Consider the following 18,685-nt stretch of genomic DNA (forward strand, 5'->3'; position numbering starts at 1 on the left):
GATTTGCCAAAGAATAGCGAAAATTAATCGTTAAGATATAAGAAGCTTTAAATCTTGTATTTATACAGAAAGGTTGGGAGTTATGGAAGGTAAAATTTTAATCGTTGATGATCAATATGGCATTCGTGTGTTATTACATGAAGTGTTCCAAAAAGAAGGTTATCAGACATTCCAAGCAGCGAATGGATTTCAAGCTTTAGATATCGTGAAAAAAGATAATCCAGATTTAGTAGTGTTAGATATGAAAATTCCAGGTATGGATGGTATAGAGATTTTAAAACATGTAAAGGAAATTGATGAGAGTATTAAAGTAATTTTAATGACTGCTTATGGAGAGCTTGATATGATCCAAGAAGCGAAAGATTTAGGAGCTTTAATGCACTTTGCTAAACCGTTTGATATTGATGAGATTCGTCAAGCGGTGAGAGAACAGCTTGCTGTAGAGGCGTAAAAAATGAATTTTTTATAAAAAATATGGAAAAAAGCGTTTACATGGACTAATGAGCAGGTGAATACGGTTGAGTTTTTGAGTACAAGTTGTTATCCTATTGAGTGTAGAAAAAAGTCCGGTATGTAAATATACATATTTTACCTTATTCTGGTCATACTACCAGCGATAAGAACTTATCGGATACAAAAAACGTTTTTTAGGAGGATTCACCATGCCTTTAGTTTCTATGAAAGAAATGCTAAACACAGCACTAGAAGGAAAATACGCAGTTGGTCAATTCAACATGAACAACTTAGAGTGGACTCAAGCTATCTTAGCTGCTGCGGAAGAAGAAAAGTCTCCTGTAATCCTAGGTGTATCTGAGGGTGCAGCTCGTCATATGACTGGTTTCAAAACAGTTGTAGCTATGGTTAAAGCTTTAATCGAAGAAATGAACATCACTGTTCCTGTAGCGATTCACCTTGACCATGGTTCAAGCTTCGAAAAATGTAAAGAAGCAATTGATGCAGGTTTCACATCTGTAATGATCGACGCTTCTCACCACCCATTCGAAGAAAACGTTGAAACTACTAAAAAAGTAGTAGAATACGCACACGCTCGTAACGTATCTGTTGAAGCTGAGCTTGGAACAGTTGGCGGACAAGAAGACGACATCATCGCTGAAGGCGTAATTTACGCTGATCCATCAGAGTGTAAGCACCTTGTTGAAGCAACAGGTATCGATTGCCTAGCTCCAGCTTTAGGTTCTGTACACGGTCCTTACAAAGGTGAGCCTAACTTAGGATTCGCTGAAATGGAACAAGTTCGTGACTTCACTGGCGTACCTTTAGTATTACACGGTGGTACTGGTATCCCAACTGCTGATATCGTAAAAGCTATTTCTTTAGGTACTTCAAAAATTAACGTAAACACTGAGAACCAAATTGAGTTTACAAAAGCTGTTCGTGAAGCATTAAGCAAAGACCAAGAAGTTTACGATCCTCGTAAATATATTGGACCTGGCCGCGAAGCTATTAAAGCAACTGTTGCTGGTAAAATGCGTGAATTCGGTTCTAACGGTAAAGCGTAAGAATAAAATTCCGTTTTGGAAACCGTCTAGTCTTTTAGACGGTTTCCTTTCGTTGTATAATGAAAGCGTGAACAAGTCTAAAGATTTTTATCATTTTGTTTTTGAAATAGAAAATAATGTGCATAGTCCTATTAATAAATGTGATAATGTATCTAAATTGATAATGTAAATTCGATGAATAGTTAATCTTTATCTATTCGTACTACGGGAGAAATGAAGATAATGGTTTCCTATTTATTGAGTGTTAGGGTGGAAAGAGTGATTGAGATTCTTAAGGGGAGCTTTCTATAAGGATATAGAAAGTAAATACATTCACAAGAAGGGAGCTCAATATGGAAAAATTGCTAATTGAAGGCGGAAGAGCTTTAAATGGAACAATTCGAGTGAGTGGTGCAAAGAACAGCGCCGTTGCACTAATTCCAGCGACAATTTTAGCAGATACTCCAGTAACTATTGGTGGTGTCCCTAATATTTCGGACGTGAAAATGTTAGGAGACTTGCTAGAGGAAATTGGAGGAAGAGTAGCTTATGGACAGGAGGAAGAGATGATAGTCGATCCTTCTAACATGGTTGCAATGCCTTTACCGAATGGAAAAGTGAAAAAATTGCGTGCTTCTTATTATTTAATGGGTGCGATGCTTGGCCGTTTTAAAAAAGCTGTTATTGGGCTTCCAGGTGGATGTCATTTAGGACCGAGGCCTATTGATCAGCATATTAAAGGATTTGAAGCGTTAGGTGCACATGTTACGAATGAACAGGGTGCGATTTATTTAAGAGCAGATGAATTGCGCGGGGCACGTATTTATTTAGATGTTGTTAGTGTAGGAGCTACAATTAATATTATGCTAGCAGCTGTGCGAGCGAAAGGTAGAACTGTTATTGAAAACGCAGCGAAAGAACCAGAGATTATTGATGTAGCTACATTGTTAACAAGCATGGGTGCACGCATTAAAGGTGCGGGCACAGATGTAATCCGAATTGATGGTGTGGATTCACTGCACGGTTGTCACCATACGATCATTCCGGATCGTATTGAAGCGGGTACGTATATGATTTTAGGAGCTGCATCAGGAGGAGAAATAACGGTTGATAATGTGATTCCTCAGCATTTAGAGTCAGTTACAGCGAAGTTAAGAGAAGCTGGTGTCCAAGTTGAAACGAACGATGACCAAATTACAGTGAACGGTAATAGAAGGTTAAAAGTAGTTGATATAAAAACGCTTGTATATCCAGGATTCCCAACAGATTTACAACAACCATTTACAACGCTTTTAACAAAGGCGCACGGAACGGGTGTTGTAACGGATACGATTTACGGCGCACGCTTTAAACACATTGATGAATTACGTCGTATGAACGCACAAATTAAAGTGGAAGGTCGTTCGGCAATTGTAACTGGTCCTGTTTTATTACAAGGTGCAAAAGTGAAAGCGAGTGATTTGCGAGCTGGAGCGGCCCTTGTTATTGCAGGGTTAATGGCGGATGGAATTACAGAAGTAACCGGACTTGAGCATATTGATCGAGGTTATGAAAATATAGTAGACAAGCTTAAAGGTCTTGGCGCAAACATTTGGCGAGAACAAATGACAAGTCAAGAAATTGAAGAGATGAAGAACGCATAAGTGATACTTCCGCAAGGGGGAAGCGAAGCATCACTACTTGCGGAAGTATACTTTGTAGAGAAACACGGTTCACAAAATACGGCAGAAATATAAAGACTTAAAGGAGAGGGATTATCGTGGAAAGAAGTTTATCTATGGAGTTAGTACGTGTAACAGAGGCTGCAGCATTATCATCAGCGCGTTGGATGGGGCGCGGGAAAAAGGATGAGGCAGACGGTGCAGCAACATCAGCTATGCGTGATGTATTTGATACAATCCCGATGAAAGGTACAGTTGTAATTGGTGAAGGCGAGATGGACGAAGCACCAATGCTGTATATCGGAGAGAAATTAGGTACAGGATATGGACCACGTGTAGACGTTGCGGTTGATCCTTTAGAAGGGACAAACATCGTAGCAGCTGGTGGATGGAATGCTCTTGCTGTTATTGCAATTGCAGATCATGGTAATTTGTTACATGCTCCTGACATGTACATGGATAAAATCGCGGTTGGCCCAGAAGCGGTTGGGGCGGTCGATATTGATGCGCCTATTATCGATAACTTACGTGCGGTTGCGAAAGCGAAAAATAAAGATATTGAAGATGTTGTAGCGACAGTTTTAAACCGTCCACGTCATCAAGCGATTATCGAAGAAATTCGTAAAGCTGGTGCTCGTATTAAATTAATTAACGATGGAGATGTGGCTGGAGCAATTAACACCGCATTTGATCGCACAGGTGTAGATATTTTATTCGGCTCTGGTGGAGCACCTGAGGGTGTATTAGCAGCAGTTGCATTAAAATGTTTAGGTGGAGAAATTCATGGAAAGCTTCTGCCTCAAAATGAAGCTGAATTAGCTCGCTGTAAAAAAATGGGTATTGAAGATATAAATCGTATCCTTCGCATGGAAGACTTAGTAAAAGGTGACGATGCAATCTTTGCGGCAACAGGCGTAACAGACGGAGAACTATTACGCGGCGTTCAATTTAAAGGTAGCGTAGGAACAACACAATCCCTTGTTATGCGTGCAAAATCAGGCACAGTACGCTTCGTAGACGGACGTCATAGCTTGAATAAAAAACCAAACTTGGTTATTAAGTAAAAAGCGTAAGCAGCTCGTTCAGAATGGGAGGGGCATTGTAGCTCCTGACCATTCTAGCTACTGGAACTAGGTTAAATAAAAGCGAAGACAAATTTTCTTGTCTTCGCTTCTTGTATTTGTGTTTCAACGTATTGATTAAAACTAGATAAAAGGGTTACAATAGTGAATATTACCCTACTTGAACTTATTGCCTTTCATTATTAATTATTTGCCTTCCGTATTTTTTCCCTTTACCCATGTGAAAAGAGAATAACGTTAAAGTGTGGTGTCTGAATGAATTTGTCAATTGCAGCATTAGAAAACATGAAATTAAAAGAGTTATACGAGCTTGCGAAAGAATTTAAGATTTCGTATTATAGCAAATTAACGAAAAAAGAGTTAATCTTCGCTATCCTAAAAGCTCGAGCAGAAAAAGAAGGTTTCTTCTTCATGGAAGGCGTATTAGAAATTATTCAATCAGAAGGATTTGGATTCCTACGTCCTATCAACTATTCTCCAAGCTCAGAAGATATTTATATCTCAGCTTCGCAAATTCGTCGTTTCGATTTACGTAATGGAGACAAGGTTTCTGGTAAAGTACGACCTCCGAAAGAAAATGAACGCTATTTTGGATTATTACAAGTTGAAGCTGTAAACGGAGATGATCCAGAGTCAGCAAAAGAGCGTGTGCATTTCCCTGCATTAACACCATTATACCCAGATCGCCAAATGAAATTGGAAACGGAACCGAAAAAGTTACCGACACGCATCATGGATTTAATCGCACCAGTTGGATTTGGACAACGTGGTTTAATTGTCGCGCCTCCAAAGGCTGGTAAAACAAGTCTATTAAAAGAAATCGCACACAGTGTTACAACAAATCACCCGGAAGCTGAATTAATTGTACTTTTAATTGATGAGCGTCCAGAGGAAGTAACAGACATCGAACGTTCTGTTAAAGGAGATGTTGTAAGCTCTACTTTTGATGAAGTGCCAGAAAATCATATTAAAGTAGCGGAACTTGTGTTAGAACGTGCAATGCGTCTTGTAGAGCACAAAAAAGATGTTATCATTTTAATGGATAGTATTACCCGTTTAGCGCGAGCTTACAACCTTGTTATTCCGCCAAGTGGTAGAACATTATCGGGTGGTATCGACCCAGCTGCCTTCCATAGACCGAAGCGTTTCTTTGGAGCTGCACGTAATATTGAAGAAGGCGGTAGCTTAACGATTTTAGCAACAGCGCTTGTTGATACAGGATCTCGTATGGACGATGTAATTTACGAAGAATTTAAAGGAACTGGAAATATGGAACTTCACTTAGATCGTTCATTAGCTGAGCGTCGTATCTTCCCGGCAATTGATATTCGCCGTTCTGGTACACGTAAAGAAGATCTATTAATTCCGAAAGAACATTTAGACAAGCTATGGGGTATTCGTAAAACAATGCGTGATACACCAGACTTTGTCGAAGGTTTCTTACGTAAACTTCGTCAAACAAAGACAAATGAAGAATTTTTACAAAACATTGTTGCAGACTCAAAAAGATATGTAACAACTAAGTAAAGGGAAAAGATTGGGACTCGCTTATTTTGTGGTAAGCGAGTTTTTTATGTTTTTTTAAGGGAATATTAGAGAGAGCAATATATGGGGGAATTTTGTTTTTTGAGATGAAAATCATATTTGGGTCGAGAGTTTGAAGTGTCCTGGATTCTGAACGAGCCGCTTGTGCTTTTAATTATATCCAGCTTCAGCGGCTAGAATGGTCGGTGGCTTCACTTCTTCCTATGAGGCAAAAAGCGCCTCTACGTCAGAAGCTCCATCCCCCTCCCATTCTGAGCGAGCCGTTTGCGCTTTTAATTATATCCAGCTCCAGCGGCTAGAATGGTCGGTGGCTTCACTTCTTCCTACGAGGCAAAAAGCGCCTCTACGTCAGAAGCTCCATCCCCCTCCCATTCTGAGCGAGCCGTTTGCGCTTTTAATTATATCCAGCTCCAGCGGCTAGAATGGTCGGTGGCTTCGCGTCTTCCTACGAGGCAAAAAGCGCCTCTACGTCAGAAGCTCCATCCCCCTCCCATTCTAAACGAGCCGCTTGTGCTTTTAATTCGATCCAGCTTCAGCGGCTAGAATCTCCGGCCATTTCGCTCTCTCGGTCGAAGCAAAAAGCGCTTCTTGGTCGAGAGCTCCAATGTCCTGCGATTCTGAACGAGCCGCTTGTGCTTTTAATTATATCCAGCTCCAGCGGCTAGAATCTCCGGCCATTTCGCTCTCTCGGTCGAAGCAAAAAGCGCTTCTTGGTCGAGAGCTCCAATGTCCTGCGATTCTGAACGAGCCGCTTGTGCTTTTAATTATATCCAGCTCCAGCGGCTAGAATCTCCGGCCATTTCGCTCTCTCGGTCGAAGCAAAAAGCGCTTCTTGGTCGAGAGCTCCAATGTCCTGCGATTCTGAACGAGCCGCTTGTGCTTTTAATTATATCCAGCTCCAGCGGCTAGAATCTCCGGCCATTTCGCTCTCTCGGTCGAAGCAAAAAGCGCTTCTTGGTCGAGAGCTCCAATGTCCTGCGATTCTGAACGAGCCGCTTGTGCTTTTAATTATATCCAGCTCCAGCGGCTAGAATCTCCGGCCATTTCGCTCTCTCGGTCGAAGCAAAAAGCGCTTCTTGGTCGAGAGCTCCAATGTCCTGCGATTCTGAACGAGCCGCTTGTGCTTTTAATTATATCCAGCTCCAGCGGCTAGAATCTCCGGCCATTTCGCTCTCTCGGTCGAAGCAAAAAGCGCTTCTTGGTCGAGAGCTCCAATGTCCTGCGATTCTGAACGAGCCGCTTGTGCTTTTAATTATATCCAGCTCCAGCGGCTAGAATCTCCGGCCATTTCGCTCTCTCGGTCGAAGCAAAAAGCGCTTCTTGGTCGAGAGCTCCAATGTCCTGCGATTCTGAACGAGCCGCTTACGCTTTTAAATTTTAAAAAGACAAAAACAGGTAGTTGCAAAATGGAGTTAGCCTTGTTATAATTTCATCATATGTGTTTCATCAATATAGTTGTGTAAGCAGCTGAAGATGAAAAACTCTGTTTCGAAAATGATTCAGGGCGGAAGGAGATGAAAAGAATGAAAGCAGGAATCCATCCAAATTACAATAAAGTTGTATTTATGGACACGAACACAGGCTTCAAATTCTTAAGCGGGTCTACTAAAGGCTCTAGCGAAACTGTTGAGTGGGAAGATGGTAACACTTATCCATTACTAAAAATTGAGATCAGTTCTGATTCTCACCCATTCTACACTGGACGTCAGAAGTTTGCTACTGCAGACGGACGTGTTGACCGCTTCAATAAGAAATACGGTATCAAGTAATAAAGAACATAAAACAGGCAAGTGTATGTATTCGCTTGTCTGTTTTTTTTGCAAAAATATTAAACCTTTACCCTACTTTGGATTAGGAAAGTAGATGAAAGGAGAGCTCAATGTACTTAATGAATCAAAATGGTTGGATTGAAGTGATTTGCGGGAGTATGTTTTCTGGAAAATCAGAAGAGCTCATCCGCCGTATACGCCGTACGCAATTTGCGAAACAACATGCGATTGTATTTAAACCATGTATTGATAATCGTTATAGTGAAGAAGATGTTGTATCACATAATGGATTAAAGGTTAAAGCAGTTCCTGTTTCAGCTTCAAAAGATATATTTAACCATGTAGCAGAAGAAATGGATGTTATTGCAATCGATGAGGTACAATTTTTTGATGGGGACATTGTGGAAGTGGTGCAAGTATTGGCAAATCGTGGCTATCGTGTCATTGTAGCTGGATTAGACCAAGATTTCCGTGGTCTACCATTTGGACAAGTTCCTCAGCTGATGGCGATTGCTGAACATGTAACTAAGTTGCAGGCAGTGTGTTCTGCATGCGGATCTCCTGCAAGTCGTACGCAACGTTTAATCGATGGAGAACCAGCGGCATTTGATGATCCAATTATTTTAGTTGGGGCTTCAGAATCGTATGAACCACGTTGTCGTCATTGTCATGCAGTACCTACAAAACAAAGATAAATGAAACTCGCTATGTAGAGCGGGTTTTTTTCGAAAATAGATGAAGATTGGTGGCCGGCTCTTCGTACAGCTAAGAACTTTAGGCAGTCAGAGCTGAGCAAGCCGCTTACGCTTTTAAATATTATCTAGCTCCAGCGGCTAGAATGGTCGGTGGTTTCGCTTCTTCCTGCGAGGCAAAGAGCGCCTCTCTGTCAGAAGCTCCAACCTCCTCCCATTCTGAGCAAGCCGCTTACGCTTTTAAATATTATCTAGCTCCAGCGGCTAGAATCTCCGGCCATTTCACTCTCTCGCTCGAAGCAAAGAGCGCTTCAAGGTCGAGAGTTCCAAATAGCCTGCGATTCTGAGCAAGCCGCTTACGCTTTTAAATATTATCTAGTTCCGGTGGCTAGCTCTTCGTGTCTAAGAACCTCCCGCACGAGAAGACAAAAAGCGTCTTCTGTGCGAGAGAACCTTAGCCAGTCAGAGCTGAGTGAGCCACCTCCACTTTTAAATATAATTTGCGTTTTTTTGATTAAGTACCATATACTATTTGTATTAGATACTAGGATGTAGAGGTGAATGGTGTGTTAGATCGTTTGCAGGCTGTAGAAGATCGTTATGAGAAGTTAAATGAATTGTTAAGTGATCCAGAGGTTATTAGCGATACGAATAAGCTTCGTGAGTATTCAAAGGAACAATCTGATATGCAGGAAACGGTAGAGGTGTACCGTGAGTATAAAGATGTTCGTGAGCAATTAAGAGATGCAAAAGCAATGTTAGAAGATAAGTTAGACGCTGATATGCGTGACATGGTAAAAGAAGAGGTTTCTGAATTAGAAGGACAAGATAAAGAATTGTCAGAGCGTCTGAAAATTTTACTTGTTCCAAAAGACCCTAATGATGATAAAAACGTTATCGTTGAGGTTCGTGGTGCTGCTGGTGGTGACGAGGCCGCTTTATTTGCTGGTGATTTATATCGTATGTATAGCCGTTATGCTGAGGTACAAGGTTGGAAAACTGAAATTATCGAAGCGAGCTATACAGAGTTAGGTGGATATAAAGAGATTATCTTTATGATTAACGGTAAAGGTGCTTTCGCGAAGCTGAAATTCGAGAATGGTGCTCACCGTGTACAACGTGTTCCTGAAACGGAATCTGGTGGACGTATTCATACATCTACAGCAACTGTAGCTGTATTACCAGAGGCAGAAGAAGTAGAAATTAGTATTCATGAAAAAGATGTTCGTGTTGATACGTTTGCTTCTAGTGGTCCTGGTGGACAAAGTGTTAATACAACGATGTCAGCGGTACGTTTAACGCATTTACCGACTGGTGTAGTTGTATCGTGTCAGGATGAGAAATCACAAATCAAGAATAAAGAAAAAGCGATGAAAGTATTACGCGCACGTGTTTATGATAAGTTTAGACAAGAAGCGCAAGCTGAGTATGATCAAAACCGTAAACAAGCTGTTGGTACGGGTGATCGTTCAGAGCGTATTCGTACGTATAATTTCCCGCAAAACCGCGTTACAGACCATCGAATCGGTTTAACGATTCAAAAGCTAGATCAAATCTTACAAGGTAAGTTAGATGATTTCATCAATGCCTTAGTGATGGAAGATCAGGCTCAAAAGATGGAGGCAGCTGAGTAATGCGTGTCTATGAAGCCCTGAAATGGGCTTCTTCTTTTTTACAGGAAAATGGACGAGATGAAAATGCGGGAGAACTTGTCCTTTGTCATGTATTAAAGACGAACAGAACCGGAATGCTCATGAATATGCGTGAAGAAATAACTGTGGAACAAGAAACAAGTTTTACGGAGTTTATTCACAAGCATGTAGAAGGTATTCCTATTCAATATATGATTGGTTATGAAATGTTTTATGGACGGTCGTTCTTTGTGAATGAAGAAGTATTAATACCAAGACCAGAAACAGAAGAGCTTATAGTGGGAGTGTTAGAAAGAATCGAGCGTCATTTTGGCGATGAGAAACTACATGTGGCGGACATTGGTACAGGTAGTGGAGCGATTTCTATTACGCTTGCTTTAGAAAATAAAAATCTTCATGTGTATACGGTAGATATTGCACAAGAGTCGATTGAAGTTGCAAAAGAAAATGCAAAAACTTTAGGCGCAGAAGTAACGTTCTATCATGGTGATTTATTGTCACCATTTTATAAAACAGGTCAAAAGTTAGATGTTGTTGTTTCAAACCCTCCATATATACCGGAAGAGGATTGGCGTGGCCTTTCTCCTGTGGTGAAAGAGCATGAGCCAAAGAGAGCACTTGTTGGCGGTGAAGACGGATTAGATTTCTATCGCCGTTTTATGGAAGAGTTGCCGAATGTGTTGCAGAAGAAAGCAATTGTGGCATTTGAAATTGGAGTAGGGCAAGGTGAGGATGTAAAATGGTTGTTACAACAAGCTTTTCCACATGCTCATGTTGAGGTTGTTTTTGATATTAATGGAAAAGATCGTATGGTATTTGCAGAGATGGAGTAAGGTTCACACCTTACTCTATTTTTTTTGTGGAAAAATTTATATAGATTTTGAATTTAATAGTTTAGAAAGATGAAAGTCTGTCCACACTGTTTGTAGAAGGGACGGTGGAGGAAATGAAAAAACAAGTTATTGCTTATCTTCTTCTATTATTAATTGGTGCACAGTTGCTTGTGCAGTTTGGATATATGAAAGCTGATGCGAAAGGGCCTTCAGTTATTCCGAAAGAGGCCGTTCGATTACGGATTTTAGCAAATAGTGATTCAGATAAAGATCAGGCTTTAAAGCGCAAAGTGCGTGATGAAGTAAAAGCACAAATTGATGGATGGGTAGCAGATTTAACTTCATTTGAAGAGGCACGTAAAGTCATTCAAAGTCATATTCCAGAAATCGAAAAAATAGTGGCAAATACGTTGAAAAAAGAAGGAAGTAAAGATTCATTTCAAGTGAAATTTAGTAAGAATGTAAAGTTCCCTACAAAGGTATATGGTAATTTTATTTATCCAGCAGGGGAATATGAGGCGGTATTGATTACAATTGGGGAAGGGGAAGGGGCAAACTGGTGGTGTGTATTATTTCCACCGATGTGTTTCTTAGATTTTTCAAGTGGTACAGCTGTAAGGAAAGAAGAACATGTTGTGAAGGCTGAATCTCCTGAAGAGGAGCAAGTAAAACAAATAGATGATGAAGAAGTAGTAAATACAGAAGAGAAAAAAGAGGATGAGGTGAAAGAAAAGAAAGCTGTAAAGCAGGAAGTCGCAAAAAAAGTAACAGCTTCTGAAAAGAAAGTAGTAAAAAATGAAACGAAAGTAGAAGAACAACCTGTAAGTAAAGAGGAAACAAAAACTGTGGAAAAAGTGGAGAAACCTGTGGAACAAAAACAAGAAAAACAAAATGAGTATGTAAAAGTAGAGGAGGAAGAAGAAAAGCCAGAAGTTAAGTTATTTATTGTAGAAGCTTTTACATCTTTATTCTCTAAATAGTACTATTCGTAAATCCCTTCTCATATATAACAAAGAGGAGGGATTTACTATGAAGAAAGTATATTTTGCTACGAAAGCAGATGTGGAAAGACTGCATTCTTTTTTCGGACAAGCTAATAAAAAAGATGATAAAATAAATGAGTTGTACGCGCAATTTATGATTTTGGAAGAGGCGGAAGAAATACGGGCTGTCATCGGATATGAACAAAGTGAAGAACACGCACTGATTCGTTCTTGTTTATTCACACCTAATGTGGATAAACAGACTTTCTTATATTTTTTCGAAATGTTTTTGCAGTATATGAACGAAAAAAATATTCGACAATTGTACTTACTAACAAATCATCCACAATCTATAACAATCTTTCAGTTTTTTGACTTTGTTACTATAGAGAAAGAAAACGTACCAGAGGGAATTCGACAGTTAGAACACTTTTGTAAAAATATAAAAGAGCCAAATGCAATAATACTAAATTGTCAGCTATTCACAAAGTTATCCACGGATTAATTAGGTTTATCCACATTTTGTGGATAAACCTTGTTTGTCTTTTGGATAAATCTCATAGTAAACTAAAAATAGACAAGTATTTCAGGGTAGAAAAGGACGTGGGAAAAAATGCATACAAATATGTGGGTTGTGGATAATGTTGTGGAAAGAAAAAAATATTATCCACAGTTACAAGAAGCAGCAAAATTATTAAGGGAAAACGAGGCGATTGCCTTCCCTACAGAAACGGTATATGGACTAGGTGCAAACGCGATGAATGATGAAGCAATCGCGAAAATTTTTGAAGCGAAAGGAAGACCGAGTGATAATCCACTTATTGTCCACATCGGTACAAAATCACAGTTAGATGGGATTGTGAAAGAAATCCCGCCAGTTGCAGAGAAGTTAATGGAGCATTTTTGGCCAGGCCCGTTAACAATTATTTTACCTAGAAAAGAAGGGATTTCAGAGAAGGTGACGGCAGGACTTAATACGGTTGGAGTAAGAATGCCTGATCATCCAGTAGCGCTTGCTCTTATTGAAGAGGCAAATGTACCTGTTGCAGCACCGAGTGCGAATCGCTCTGGGCGCCCAAGTCCGACACTAGCTTCTCACGTATATGAAGATTTAAATGAGAAAATTGCAGGTATTGTAGATGGTGGTGCGACGGGAGTAGGTGTTGAATCGACTGTAATTGATTGTACGAGCGAGGTTCCAACGATATTACGCCCAGGTGGAATTACGAAAGAACAATTAGAAGCGGTAATTGGTACTGTTTCTTTAGATCCGGCTTTAAAGGACGAGAAGGAAAAACCGAAATCACCTGGAATGAAATATACACATTATGCACCGAAAGCGCCGCTTAGCATTGTTGAAGGTTCACGTGAATTTATTCAGCTTATTGTGGATAAGAAAAAGGAAGAAGGGTTTAAAGTAGGTGTATTAACGACGGAAGAATATCAGCATGTATATAGCGCGGATGTTGTATTATCTTGTGGTGTTCGAAGCGATTTAGCTAGCGTTGCGACTAAATTATATGATGTACTTAGAACGTTTGATGCAAGTGAAGTGGATGTTATTTTTAGTGAATCATTTCCAAATGAAGGAATAGGGAATGCCATTATGAATCGCTTAACGAAAGCAGCAGGACATCAGATTATTACTGAATCATAAGGTACGATTAGCAAACAGAATATTTCTCCTCGGATAAGCATATTTTGAAGTAGCACGTCCGAGGAGGGACATGAATGACGTTTGAACAGCTAATACCTTTAACAATTATGGCATTCGCCTTAGGGATGGATGCGTTCTCGGTGAGTCTTGGTATGGGAATGATGACCTTAAAGGTAAGACAAATTCTGTATATCGGTATGACGATAGGGATATTTCATATTATCATGCCATTTATAGGAATGATATTAGGTCGCTTTTTATCAGAACAGTATGGAGACATTGCGCATTTTGCAGGTGCTATTTTATTAATTGGACTAGGATTCTATATTATATATTCATCTATTTTGGAGAATGAAGAGACTAGAACGGCCCCTATTGGAATTAGTTTATTCGTATTTGCATTTGGCGTTAGTATAGATAGTTTTTCAGTAGGCCTTAGTCTTGGTATTTACGGGGCGCAGACAATTATTACGATATTACTTTTTGGATTTGTTAGTATGTTATTAGCGTGGATTGGTTTATTAATTGGTAGACATGCAAAAGATATGCTCGGTACATATGGTGAGATAGTAGGTGGTATCATTTTGGTTGGATTTGGATTATATCTCCTTTTTCCTATATAATTTTAAATAGGAGGGAGTTATGAATAAATTATTGGAATGGTATATTCGATTTTTAACTTTTTTCCCTAGGTGGTTAAGACGGCTTGTTATTTGGGGTATTATTTTGCAAATTTCAATTTTAGGTTGGATGAAGTTAATTCGCGAATGGTAAGATAGTTCCTTTCTGTGCATAGTTTTATTTATACTATACTGATTACACTAAAAAATTATAGATATAGAAAGGATGAGATAAATGACGAGATTGAAGCAAGTTTTTGGTATTATTATTAGTTTTTTTGTTTTTTGGTTTAGTATGCTCGGTGTACAAATGTTTGCTGAGTTTTTAGATATTGAGTCATTGAAGTTTGTGGCGGGAAAAACGGAGGCAGCGCGTGCCTTTTATTCTCCATATCCGTTTATAATCGTTTTTCTTATTACATTGCTTTCCCTATATTTCTTAGTAATTAAGCTTGGGAAACCGAAAAAAGAGAAAGTACCTACTTTAGAGGAAAAAAAGGAAGAATTACAATGATAAAATCCCTTGCTAAATAGCAGGGGATTTTATGTTTGAGTGATGGAAGGAATCGAGCCGCTTCCGCTTTTAAACTGGTCTTACCAACTCGAATTGTTCGCCTAGTTTAGCGTAGTTGTGTCCTGCTAGGCGGCTTACTGGTTTTAGTCCTTCTGCATGAATGCGGCCGTTTTCGTATAGGTGTTCTGCGACGTGGAAACGAACGACGCGTCCGATTAGTAGATCGCAAGCTGGTGAGTCTTCTGTTCCGCCAAGAGGGATTGCGCGTTCTAGTACGCATTCCATTCGAATATTAGCTTCTTTCACACCTGGAACGGAGATGACATCACTTTCAATTGGTGTTAGTTTTGCTAGTTCAATTTCACTTTCATTTGGCGGGAGGTTAGCCGCTGTTTCGTTAATTGCTTCTACGTAAGATTCATCAGAGATATGTACGACAAATTCACCTTTTTCAATTGCGTTTCGGGAAGTGTCCTTTCTTTCTCCGGCTTTTCGTTGTACAGAAACTGAGATAAGTGGTGGATTAGCAGCGACAATATTGAAATAGCTATACGGTGCTCCGTTTAATACGCCGTCTTTTGTTACAGAAGTAACGAATGCGACAGGGCGTGGAATGATACTTCCCGTTAATAATTTGTAATTCTCTTTTTCCGTTTGTTCATTTGGATTAATGGATAACATGCGTAAAATCCCCTTTCTAAATATGACGACTTATTGTTTGTTTACAAGATGTTAGTGGAAAACTCCTGCTGAAAATAATATTTTTATTACATAAAAAGAACTTACTTCATTGTGATTGAAGTAAGTTCCGTCTAAATAATCTCGAATTCAAGATAAAAATTATAATAAAACGTATGCACCAGGTCCGATTAAAGCTACCCCGATAGCAACGGCGATTAACATTAAGTTGTATTCATATCCGTTTTGGGTTACCCAGTAACCATTTTTCCCGTGAACAGTGAAGATTGCCATTAACATTGTTCCGACGATAAATAATGAACCGATTGCAGTGAAAATACCTGATGCGAATAAGAAACCACCTAATAATTCAGTTGCGCCAGCCATAAATGCCATAAATACACCAGGGCGTAAACCGATTGATTCCATCCAGCCACCTGTTCCTTTTAAACCGTAACCACCGAACCAACCAAATAATTTTTGAGCACCATGACCCATGAATGTAATACCTATAATAAGACGAATAATAAGAAGACCGAAATCCATCATTTTTGAAACCTCCTAAAAGTTATTAACTTACCTTATGTAAGTAATAATAAAATAGTTACTTACTTTAGTCAAGCGTATTTTGAAAAAAGTTTGAAAAAAATTTTACAAATTAAAAACAAAAAACAAAATGTAGTAAAGACCTCTAGACAAGTTGGGTAAAAAAAGAGAAAATATAAGTAGAAGTTAACTTCTTATTGTTATTCAGACAATCAGAATTGACTGGAATTTTGCAAAGAGCTACAATAAGAGTCTATTAGTAATGACGTAATTTATTTCGAAAGCGTTTTTACAGTATAATATTCGAAGTATGAAGTCTTACATGTATCCCGAGTTTTACTAGGGATTGCCCTATAAACTTTTAGGTAAATTATGAGGAGGACTATCCTATGTTTAAAAAATTATTCGGTTTTGGTTCAAAAACAAATGAAGAAACAATCGTAGCTCCATTAACTGGAGCAGTGAAAAATATTGAAGAAGTACCAGATCCAGTATTCGCTGGTCGTATGATGGGTGAAGGTGTTGCAATCGATCCTACTGAAGGTGTAGTTGTATCTCCAGTTGATGGTGAAATCGTACAGTTATTCCACACAAAACATGCTGTAGGAATTAAAGCGAAAAACGGTACAGAAATTTTAATCCACGTTGGATTAGAAACTGTAAAAATGGAAGGCGAAGGTTTCGAAGCTCACGTTTCTGAAGGCCAAGCTGTAAAAGCTGGAGATAAATTAATCTCATTCGACTTAGAATTAATCCGTGAAAAAGCGAAAAGTACAATTACCCCAATTGTTATTACAAACACAGATGCAGCTGAGTCTATTAAAACAACTGTAGGTGTAACAGCTACAAAAGGTTCAACAGAAGTAATGAAAGTTACAATGAAATAATTATTGTATAAGAGGAATCCGTTTCATATGAAATGGATTCCTTCTTTTGTTTTGTAGTACGCTTGCTATGTATGTTAAAATACTCTAGGCACTTGGAAATAGGGTTTCACATATATGTGGATAAGGCGCATTTTTCTTAGAAAAAATATAAGAGAAATGCGCCTTTCGTATATTCACATTTCTTTTGTTCTATTCTTATGTACGTTATGATGAAAGATAGGAAAAAGAAGAAAAGGGGTGGGTTTGGATGGAACGAGTGTTATTTATTTGCACTGGAAATACATGCCGTAGCCCGATGGCTGAGGCGTTACTTCGTCATCATGGAGAAGGGAAGTTTGAAGTGCAATCTGCTGGTGTTTTCGTCTATCCGGGAAGTGATGCGTCGATATATGCAAAGGAAGCTTTAGCTGAAAAGGGAATTACAATCGATCATGCTTCGCAACAGATAAATGAAGCTTTGATTGATTGGGCAGATATTGTAGTAACAATGACGGAAAACCATAAGCAAATTGTACTTGGGCATTATCCGAGTGTTGAAAAGAAAGTGGATACATTATATGGAGTAACTGAGGGGGTAAGTAAGGATATTTCAGATCCATTTGGCGGTTCACTTTCTATTTATAAAGAAACGTTAGAAGAGATGGAAAAACTTGTACAAACTTTACTGAAAAAACATTCAGAAGGTTGATGTTTCGTGTATAATACGATATTGGAGATTACTTCGTTCCGTTAAGGTAACGAGTGAGAAATGAAGATAATTGATTGAAACTTTGGAGGGGTAAAAATGAAAGTAGTAGTAGCATCTGATCACGGCGGTATGAATATCCGTAAAGAACTTGTAAGTTTATTAGAAGAGTTAAATATTGAATATATTGATTTAGGTTGTGAATGTGAAGCTGGTTCTGTTGATTACCCTGATTTTGCGTTTCCAGCAGCGGAAATGGTAGCGAATGGTGAAGTAGATCGTGGTATTTTAGTTTGTGGGACGGGCATCGGTATGTCAATTGCAGCAAACAAAGTAAATGGTATTCGTTGTGCATTAGTTCATGATACTTTCAGTGCGAAAGCAACGAGAGAGCATAATGATACGAACATGTTAGCAATGGGCGAGCGTGTAATTGGTGCAGGTCTAGCACGTGACATCGCAAAAATTTGGTTAACAACTGACTATGAAGGTGGTCGTCATGAAAACCGCGTAGGAAAAATTAAAACATACGAAACAAAGTAATAGATTCTAACTAGAAGTAGTATGAAATATAATTTGGTGAACCAACCTGTGAAAGGAAGAGGCGTAATGACAGAAATCGTAAAGGTAAGAGAACAGTTACAAATTTCGCTTGCTGATTTCCAAGAACAAGCTTCATTACAAAGTGGTCAAATTTTTGTAGTGGGGTGTAGCACGAGCGAAGTGCTAGGAGAAAGAATTGGGACATCAGGAACGATGGAAGTAGCAGAGGCGATTTTTTCTGAGTTAAAACAATTTCAAGAGCAAACAGGTATTGAGTTGGCGTTTCAATGTTGTGAGCATTTAAACCGTGCTTTAGTAGTTGAGAGAGAGTTGGCGATGAAATATCAATTTGAAATTGTAACAGTTACGCCTGTTAGATCAGCAGGTGGTGCATTAGCAACATATGCGTATCACAATTTGAAAGATCCGGTAGTAATTGAGTTTATTAAAGCAGATGCAGGAATGGATATTGGTGATACATTTATCGGTATGCATTTAAAGCATGTAGCTGTTCCGGTTCGTATAGGTGTGAAGGAAATTGGAAGTGCGCATGTAACGATGGCAACAACACGTGGAAAACTAATTGGTGGAGCACGTGCTGTTTATGCGGCGAAGGAAGAGACTATAACTTGCCGTTAGACATGAAAAATTATAAAGTCGCATAATAGCTTTATATCGAGAGATAAAAGGTATGTAGTCTGACTTTATAATAGAAGAAAGAAAAGACCGATTTTCGGTCTTTTTTTTCTTTTATGATATAGAAAGTCATGTTAGAATGTAGTTGAAAACATGAAGGTTCGAAAGAATTACAACCTGAATTTTCGTTTTTTCTGAATAAA

General features: G+C 39.0%; 21 protein-coding genes. 19 read left to right on the forward strand and 2 right to left on the reverse strand.

Annotated features, from left to right (window positions below; all coding sequences use genetic code 11):
- The first annotated feature begins 82 nt into the window (after nucleotides 1–82).
- The 15 genes from spo0F to QEP67_RS00815 all read left to right on the forward strand — a co-directional run bounded on the left by spo0F (nucleotide 83) and on the right by QEP67_RS00815 (nucleotide 14,507).
- The gene (gene spo0F, locus QEP67_RS00745; protein ID WP_000398593.1) at nucleotides 83–451 is read left to right on the forward strand and encodes a sporulation initiation phosphotransferase Spo0F; all 369 of its coding nucleotides are present in this window, start codon (nucleotides 83–85) and stop codon (nucleotides 449–451) included.
- A 211-nt stretch (nucleotides 452–662) separates the two neighbouring features.
- The gene (locus QEP67_RS00750; protein ID WP_048566718.1) at nucleotides 663–1,520 is read left to right on the forward strand and encodes a class II fructose-bisphosphate aldolase; all 858 of its coding nucleotides are present in this window, start codon (nucleotides 663–665) and stop codon (nucleotides 1,518–1,520) included.
- A gap of 332 nt (nucleotides 1,521–1,852) precedes the next feature.
- On the forward strand, nucleotides 1,853–3,142 hold the full coding sequence (murA, locus tag QEP67_RS00755) for a UDP-N-acetylglucosamine 1-carboxyvinyltransferase (protein WP_000413258.1): 1,290 nt from the start codon (nucleotides 1,853–1,855) through the stop codon (nucleotides 3,140–3,142).
- 116 nt (nucleotides 3,143–3,258) lie between these two features.
- A complete protein-coding gene (gene glpX, locus QEP67_RS00760) occupies nucleotides 3,259–4,224 on the forward strand; it encodes a class II fructose-bisphosphatase (RefSeq protein ID WP_000442336.1) in 966 nt (321 codons plus the stop codon).
- A 273-nt stretch (nucleotides 4,225–4,497) separates the two neighbouring features.
- Nucleotides 4,498–5,769, forward strand: a complete 1,272-nt coding sequence (gene rho / locus QEP67_RS00765) for a transcription termination factor Rho (protein WP_001053898.1) — start codon at nucleotides 4,498–4,500, stop codon at nucleotides 5,767–5,769.
- Nucleotides 5,770–7,310: 1,541 nt separating this feature from the next.
- Nucleotides 7,311–7,556, forward strand: coding sequence for a type B 50S ribosomal protein L31 (locus QEP67_RS00770; protein ID WP_000643447.1), 246 nt, complete (start codon nucleotides 7,311–7,313; stop codon nucleotides 7,554–7,556).
- 110 nt (nucleotides 7,557–7,666) lie between these two features.
- Nucleotides 7,667–8,251, forward strand: a complete 585-nt coding sequence (locus QEP67_RS00775) for a thymidine kinase (RefSeq protein WP_000281084.1) — start codon at nucleotides 7,667–7,669, stop codon at nucleotides 8,249–8,251.
- A 563-nt stretch (nucleotides 8,252–8,814) separates the two neighbouring features.
- On the forward strand, nucleotides 8,815–9,882 hold the full coding sequence (gene prfA, locus QEP67_RS00780; protein ID WP_002096180.1) for a peptide chain release factor 1: 1,068 nt from the start codon (nucleotides 8,815–8,817) through the stop codon (nucleotides 9,880–9,882).
- Nucleotides 9,882–10,733 carry a peptide chain release factor N(5)-glutamine methyltransferase gene (prmC, locus tag QEP67_RS00785; protein ID WP_001267076.1) on the forward strand — a complete coding sequence of 284 codons (852 nt, stop codon included), beginning with the start codon at nucleotides 9,882–9,884 and terminating at the stop codon, nucleotides 10,731–10,733. Before prfA ends, prmC begins: the two co-directional genes overlap by 1 nt.
- Before the next feature lie 113 nt (nucleotides 10,734–10,846).
- Entirely contained in the window at nucleotides 10,847–11,713 is an 867-nt protein-coding gene (spoIIR, locus tag QEP67_RS00790) for a stage II sporulation protein R (RefSeq protein WP_048566759.1), read from the forward strand.
- 49 nt (nucleotides 11,714–11,762) lie between these two features.
- Nucleotides 11,763–12,221, forward strand: a complete 459-nt coding sequence (locus QEP67_RS00795) for a hypothetical protein (protein WP_000758432.1) — start codon at nucleotides 11,763–11,765, stop codon at nucleotides 12,219–12,221.
- A 108-nt stretch (nucleotides 12,222–12,329) separates the two neighbouring features.
- Complete coding sequence (locus QEP67_RS00800; RefSeq protein ID WP_000557344.1) at nucleotides 12,330–13,373, forward strand: L-threonylcarbamoyladenylate synthase; 1,044 nt, start codon at nucleotides 12,330–12,332, stop codon at nucleotides 13,371–13,373.
- A 74-nt stretch (nucleotides 13,374–13,447) separates the two neighbouring features.
- Nucleotides 13,448–13,996, forward strand: coding sequence for a manganese efflux pump MntP family protein (locus tag QEP67_RS00805; protein ID WP_000142486.1), 549 nt, complete (start codon nucleotides 13,448–13,450; stop codon nucleotides 13,994–13,996).
- Between the two features lie 19 nt (nucleotides 13,997–14,015).
- Complete coding sequence (locus tag QEP67_RS00810; RefSeq protein WP_001037624.1) at nucleotides 14,016–14,147, forward strand: hypothetical protein; 132 nt, start codon at nucleotides 14,016–14,018, stop codon at nucleotides 14,145–14,147.
- Between the two features lie 81 nt (nucleotides 14,148–14,228).
- Nucleotides 14,229–14,507 (forward strand): DUF3935 domain-containing protein, encoded by a 279-nt coding sequence (locus QEP67_RS00815; RefSeq protein ID WP_000197467.1) that lies wholly within the window; start codon nucleotides 14,229–14,231, stop codon nucleotides 14,505–14,507.
- Nucleotides 14,508–14,576: 69 nt separating this feature from the next.
- Here the strand turns inward: QEP67_RS00815 and QEP67_RS00820 are convergent, their stop codons facing one another.
- Nucleotides 14,577–15,188 carry a flavin reductase family protein gene (locus QEP67_RS00820; RefSeq protein ID WP_000949075.1) on the reverse strand — a complete coding sequence of 204 codons (612 nt, stop codon included), beginning with the start codon at nucleotides 15,186–15,188 and terminating at the stop codon, nucleotides 14,577–14,579.
- Nucleotides 15,189–15,347: 159 nt separating this feature from the next.
- Entirely contained in the window at nucleotides 15,348–15,734 is a 387-nt protein-coding gene (locus QEP67_RS00825; protein ID WP_000968618.1) for a DoxX family protein, read from the reverse strand.
- Nucleotides 15,735–16,120: 386 nt separating this feature from the next.
- Here QEP67_RS00825 and QEP67_RS00830 point away from each other — a divergent pair, with 386 nt between their 5' ends.
- The 4 genes from QEP67_RS00830 to QEP67_RS00845 all read left to right on the forward strand — a co-directional run bounded on the left by QEP67_RS00830 (nucleotide 16,121) and on the right by QEP67_RS00845 (nucleotide 18,485).
- A complete protein-coding gene (locus tag QEP67_RS00830) occupies nucleotides 16,121–16,618 on the forward strand; it encodes a PTS glucose transporter subunit IIA (RefSeq protein WP_000473649.1) in 498 nt (165 codons plus the stop codon).
- Nucleotides 16,619–16,865: 247 nt separating this feature from the next.
- Nucleotides 16,866–17,306 (forward strand): low molecular weight protein arginine phosphatase, encoded by a 441-nt coding sequence (locus tag QEP67_RS00835; RefSeq protein WP_064460129.1) that lies wholly within the window; start codon nucleotides 16,866–16,868, stop codon nucleotides 17,304–17,306.
- Nucleotides 17,307–17,402: 96 nt separating this feature from the next.
- Nucleotides 17,403–17,846, forward strand: a complete 444-nt coding sequence (gene rpiB, locus QEP67_RS00840) for a ribose 5-phosphate isomerase B (protein WP_000869917.1) — start codon at nucleotides 17,403–17,405, stop codon at nucleotides 17,844–17,846.
- Nucleotides 17,847–17,867: 21 nt separating this feature from the next.
- A complete protein-coding gene (locus QEP67_RS00845) occupies nucleotides 17,868–18,485 on the forward strand; it encodes a TIGR01440 family protein (protein WP_074651707.1) in 618 nt (205 codons plus the stop codon).
- The last annotated feature ends 200 nt before the right edge of the window (nucleotides 18,486–18,685 follow it).

Origin of the sequence: Bacillus cereus group sp. MS39 (assembly GCF_040448665.1) — a bacterium.
GTDB lineage: Bacteria > Bacillota > Bacilli > Bacillales > Bacillaceae_G > Bacillus_A > Bacillus_A wiedmannii.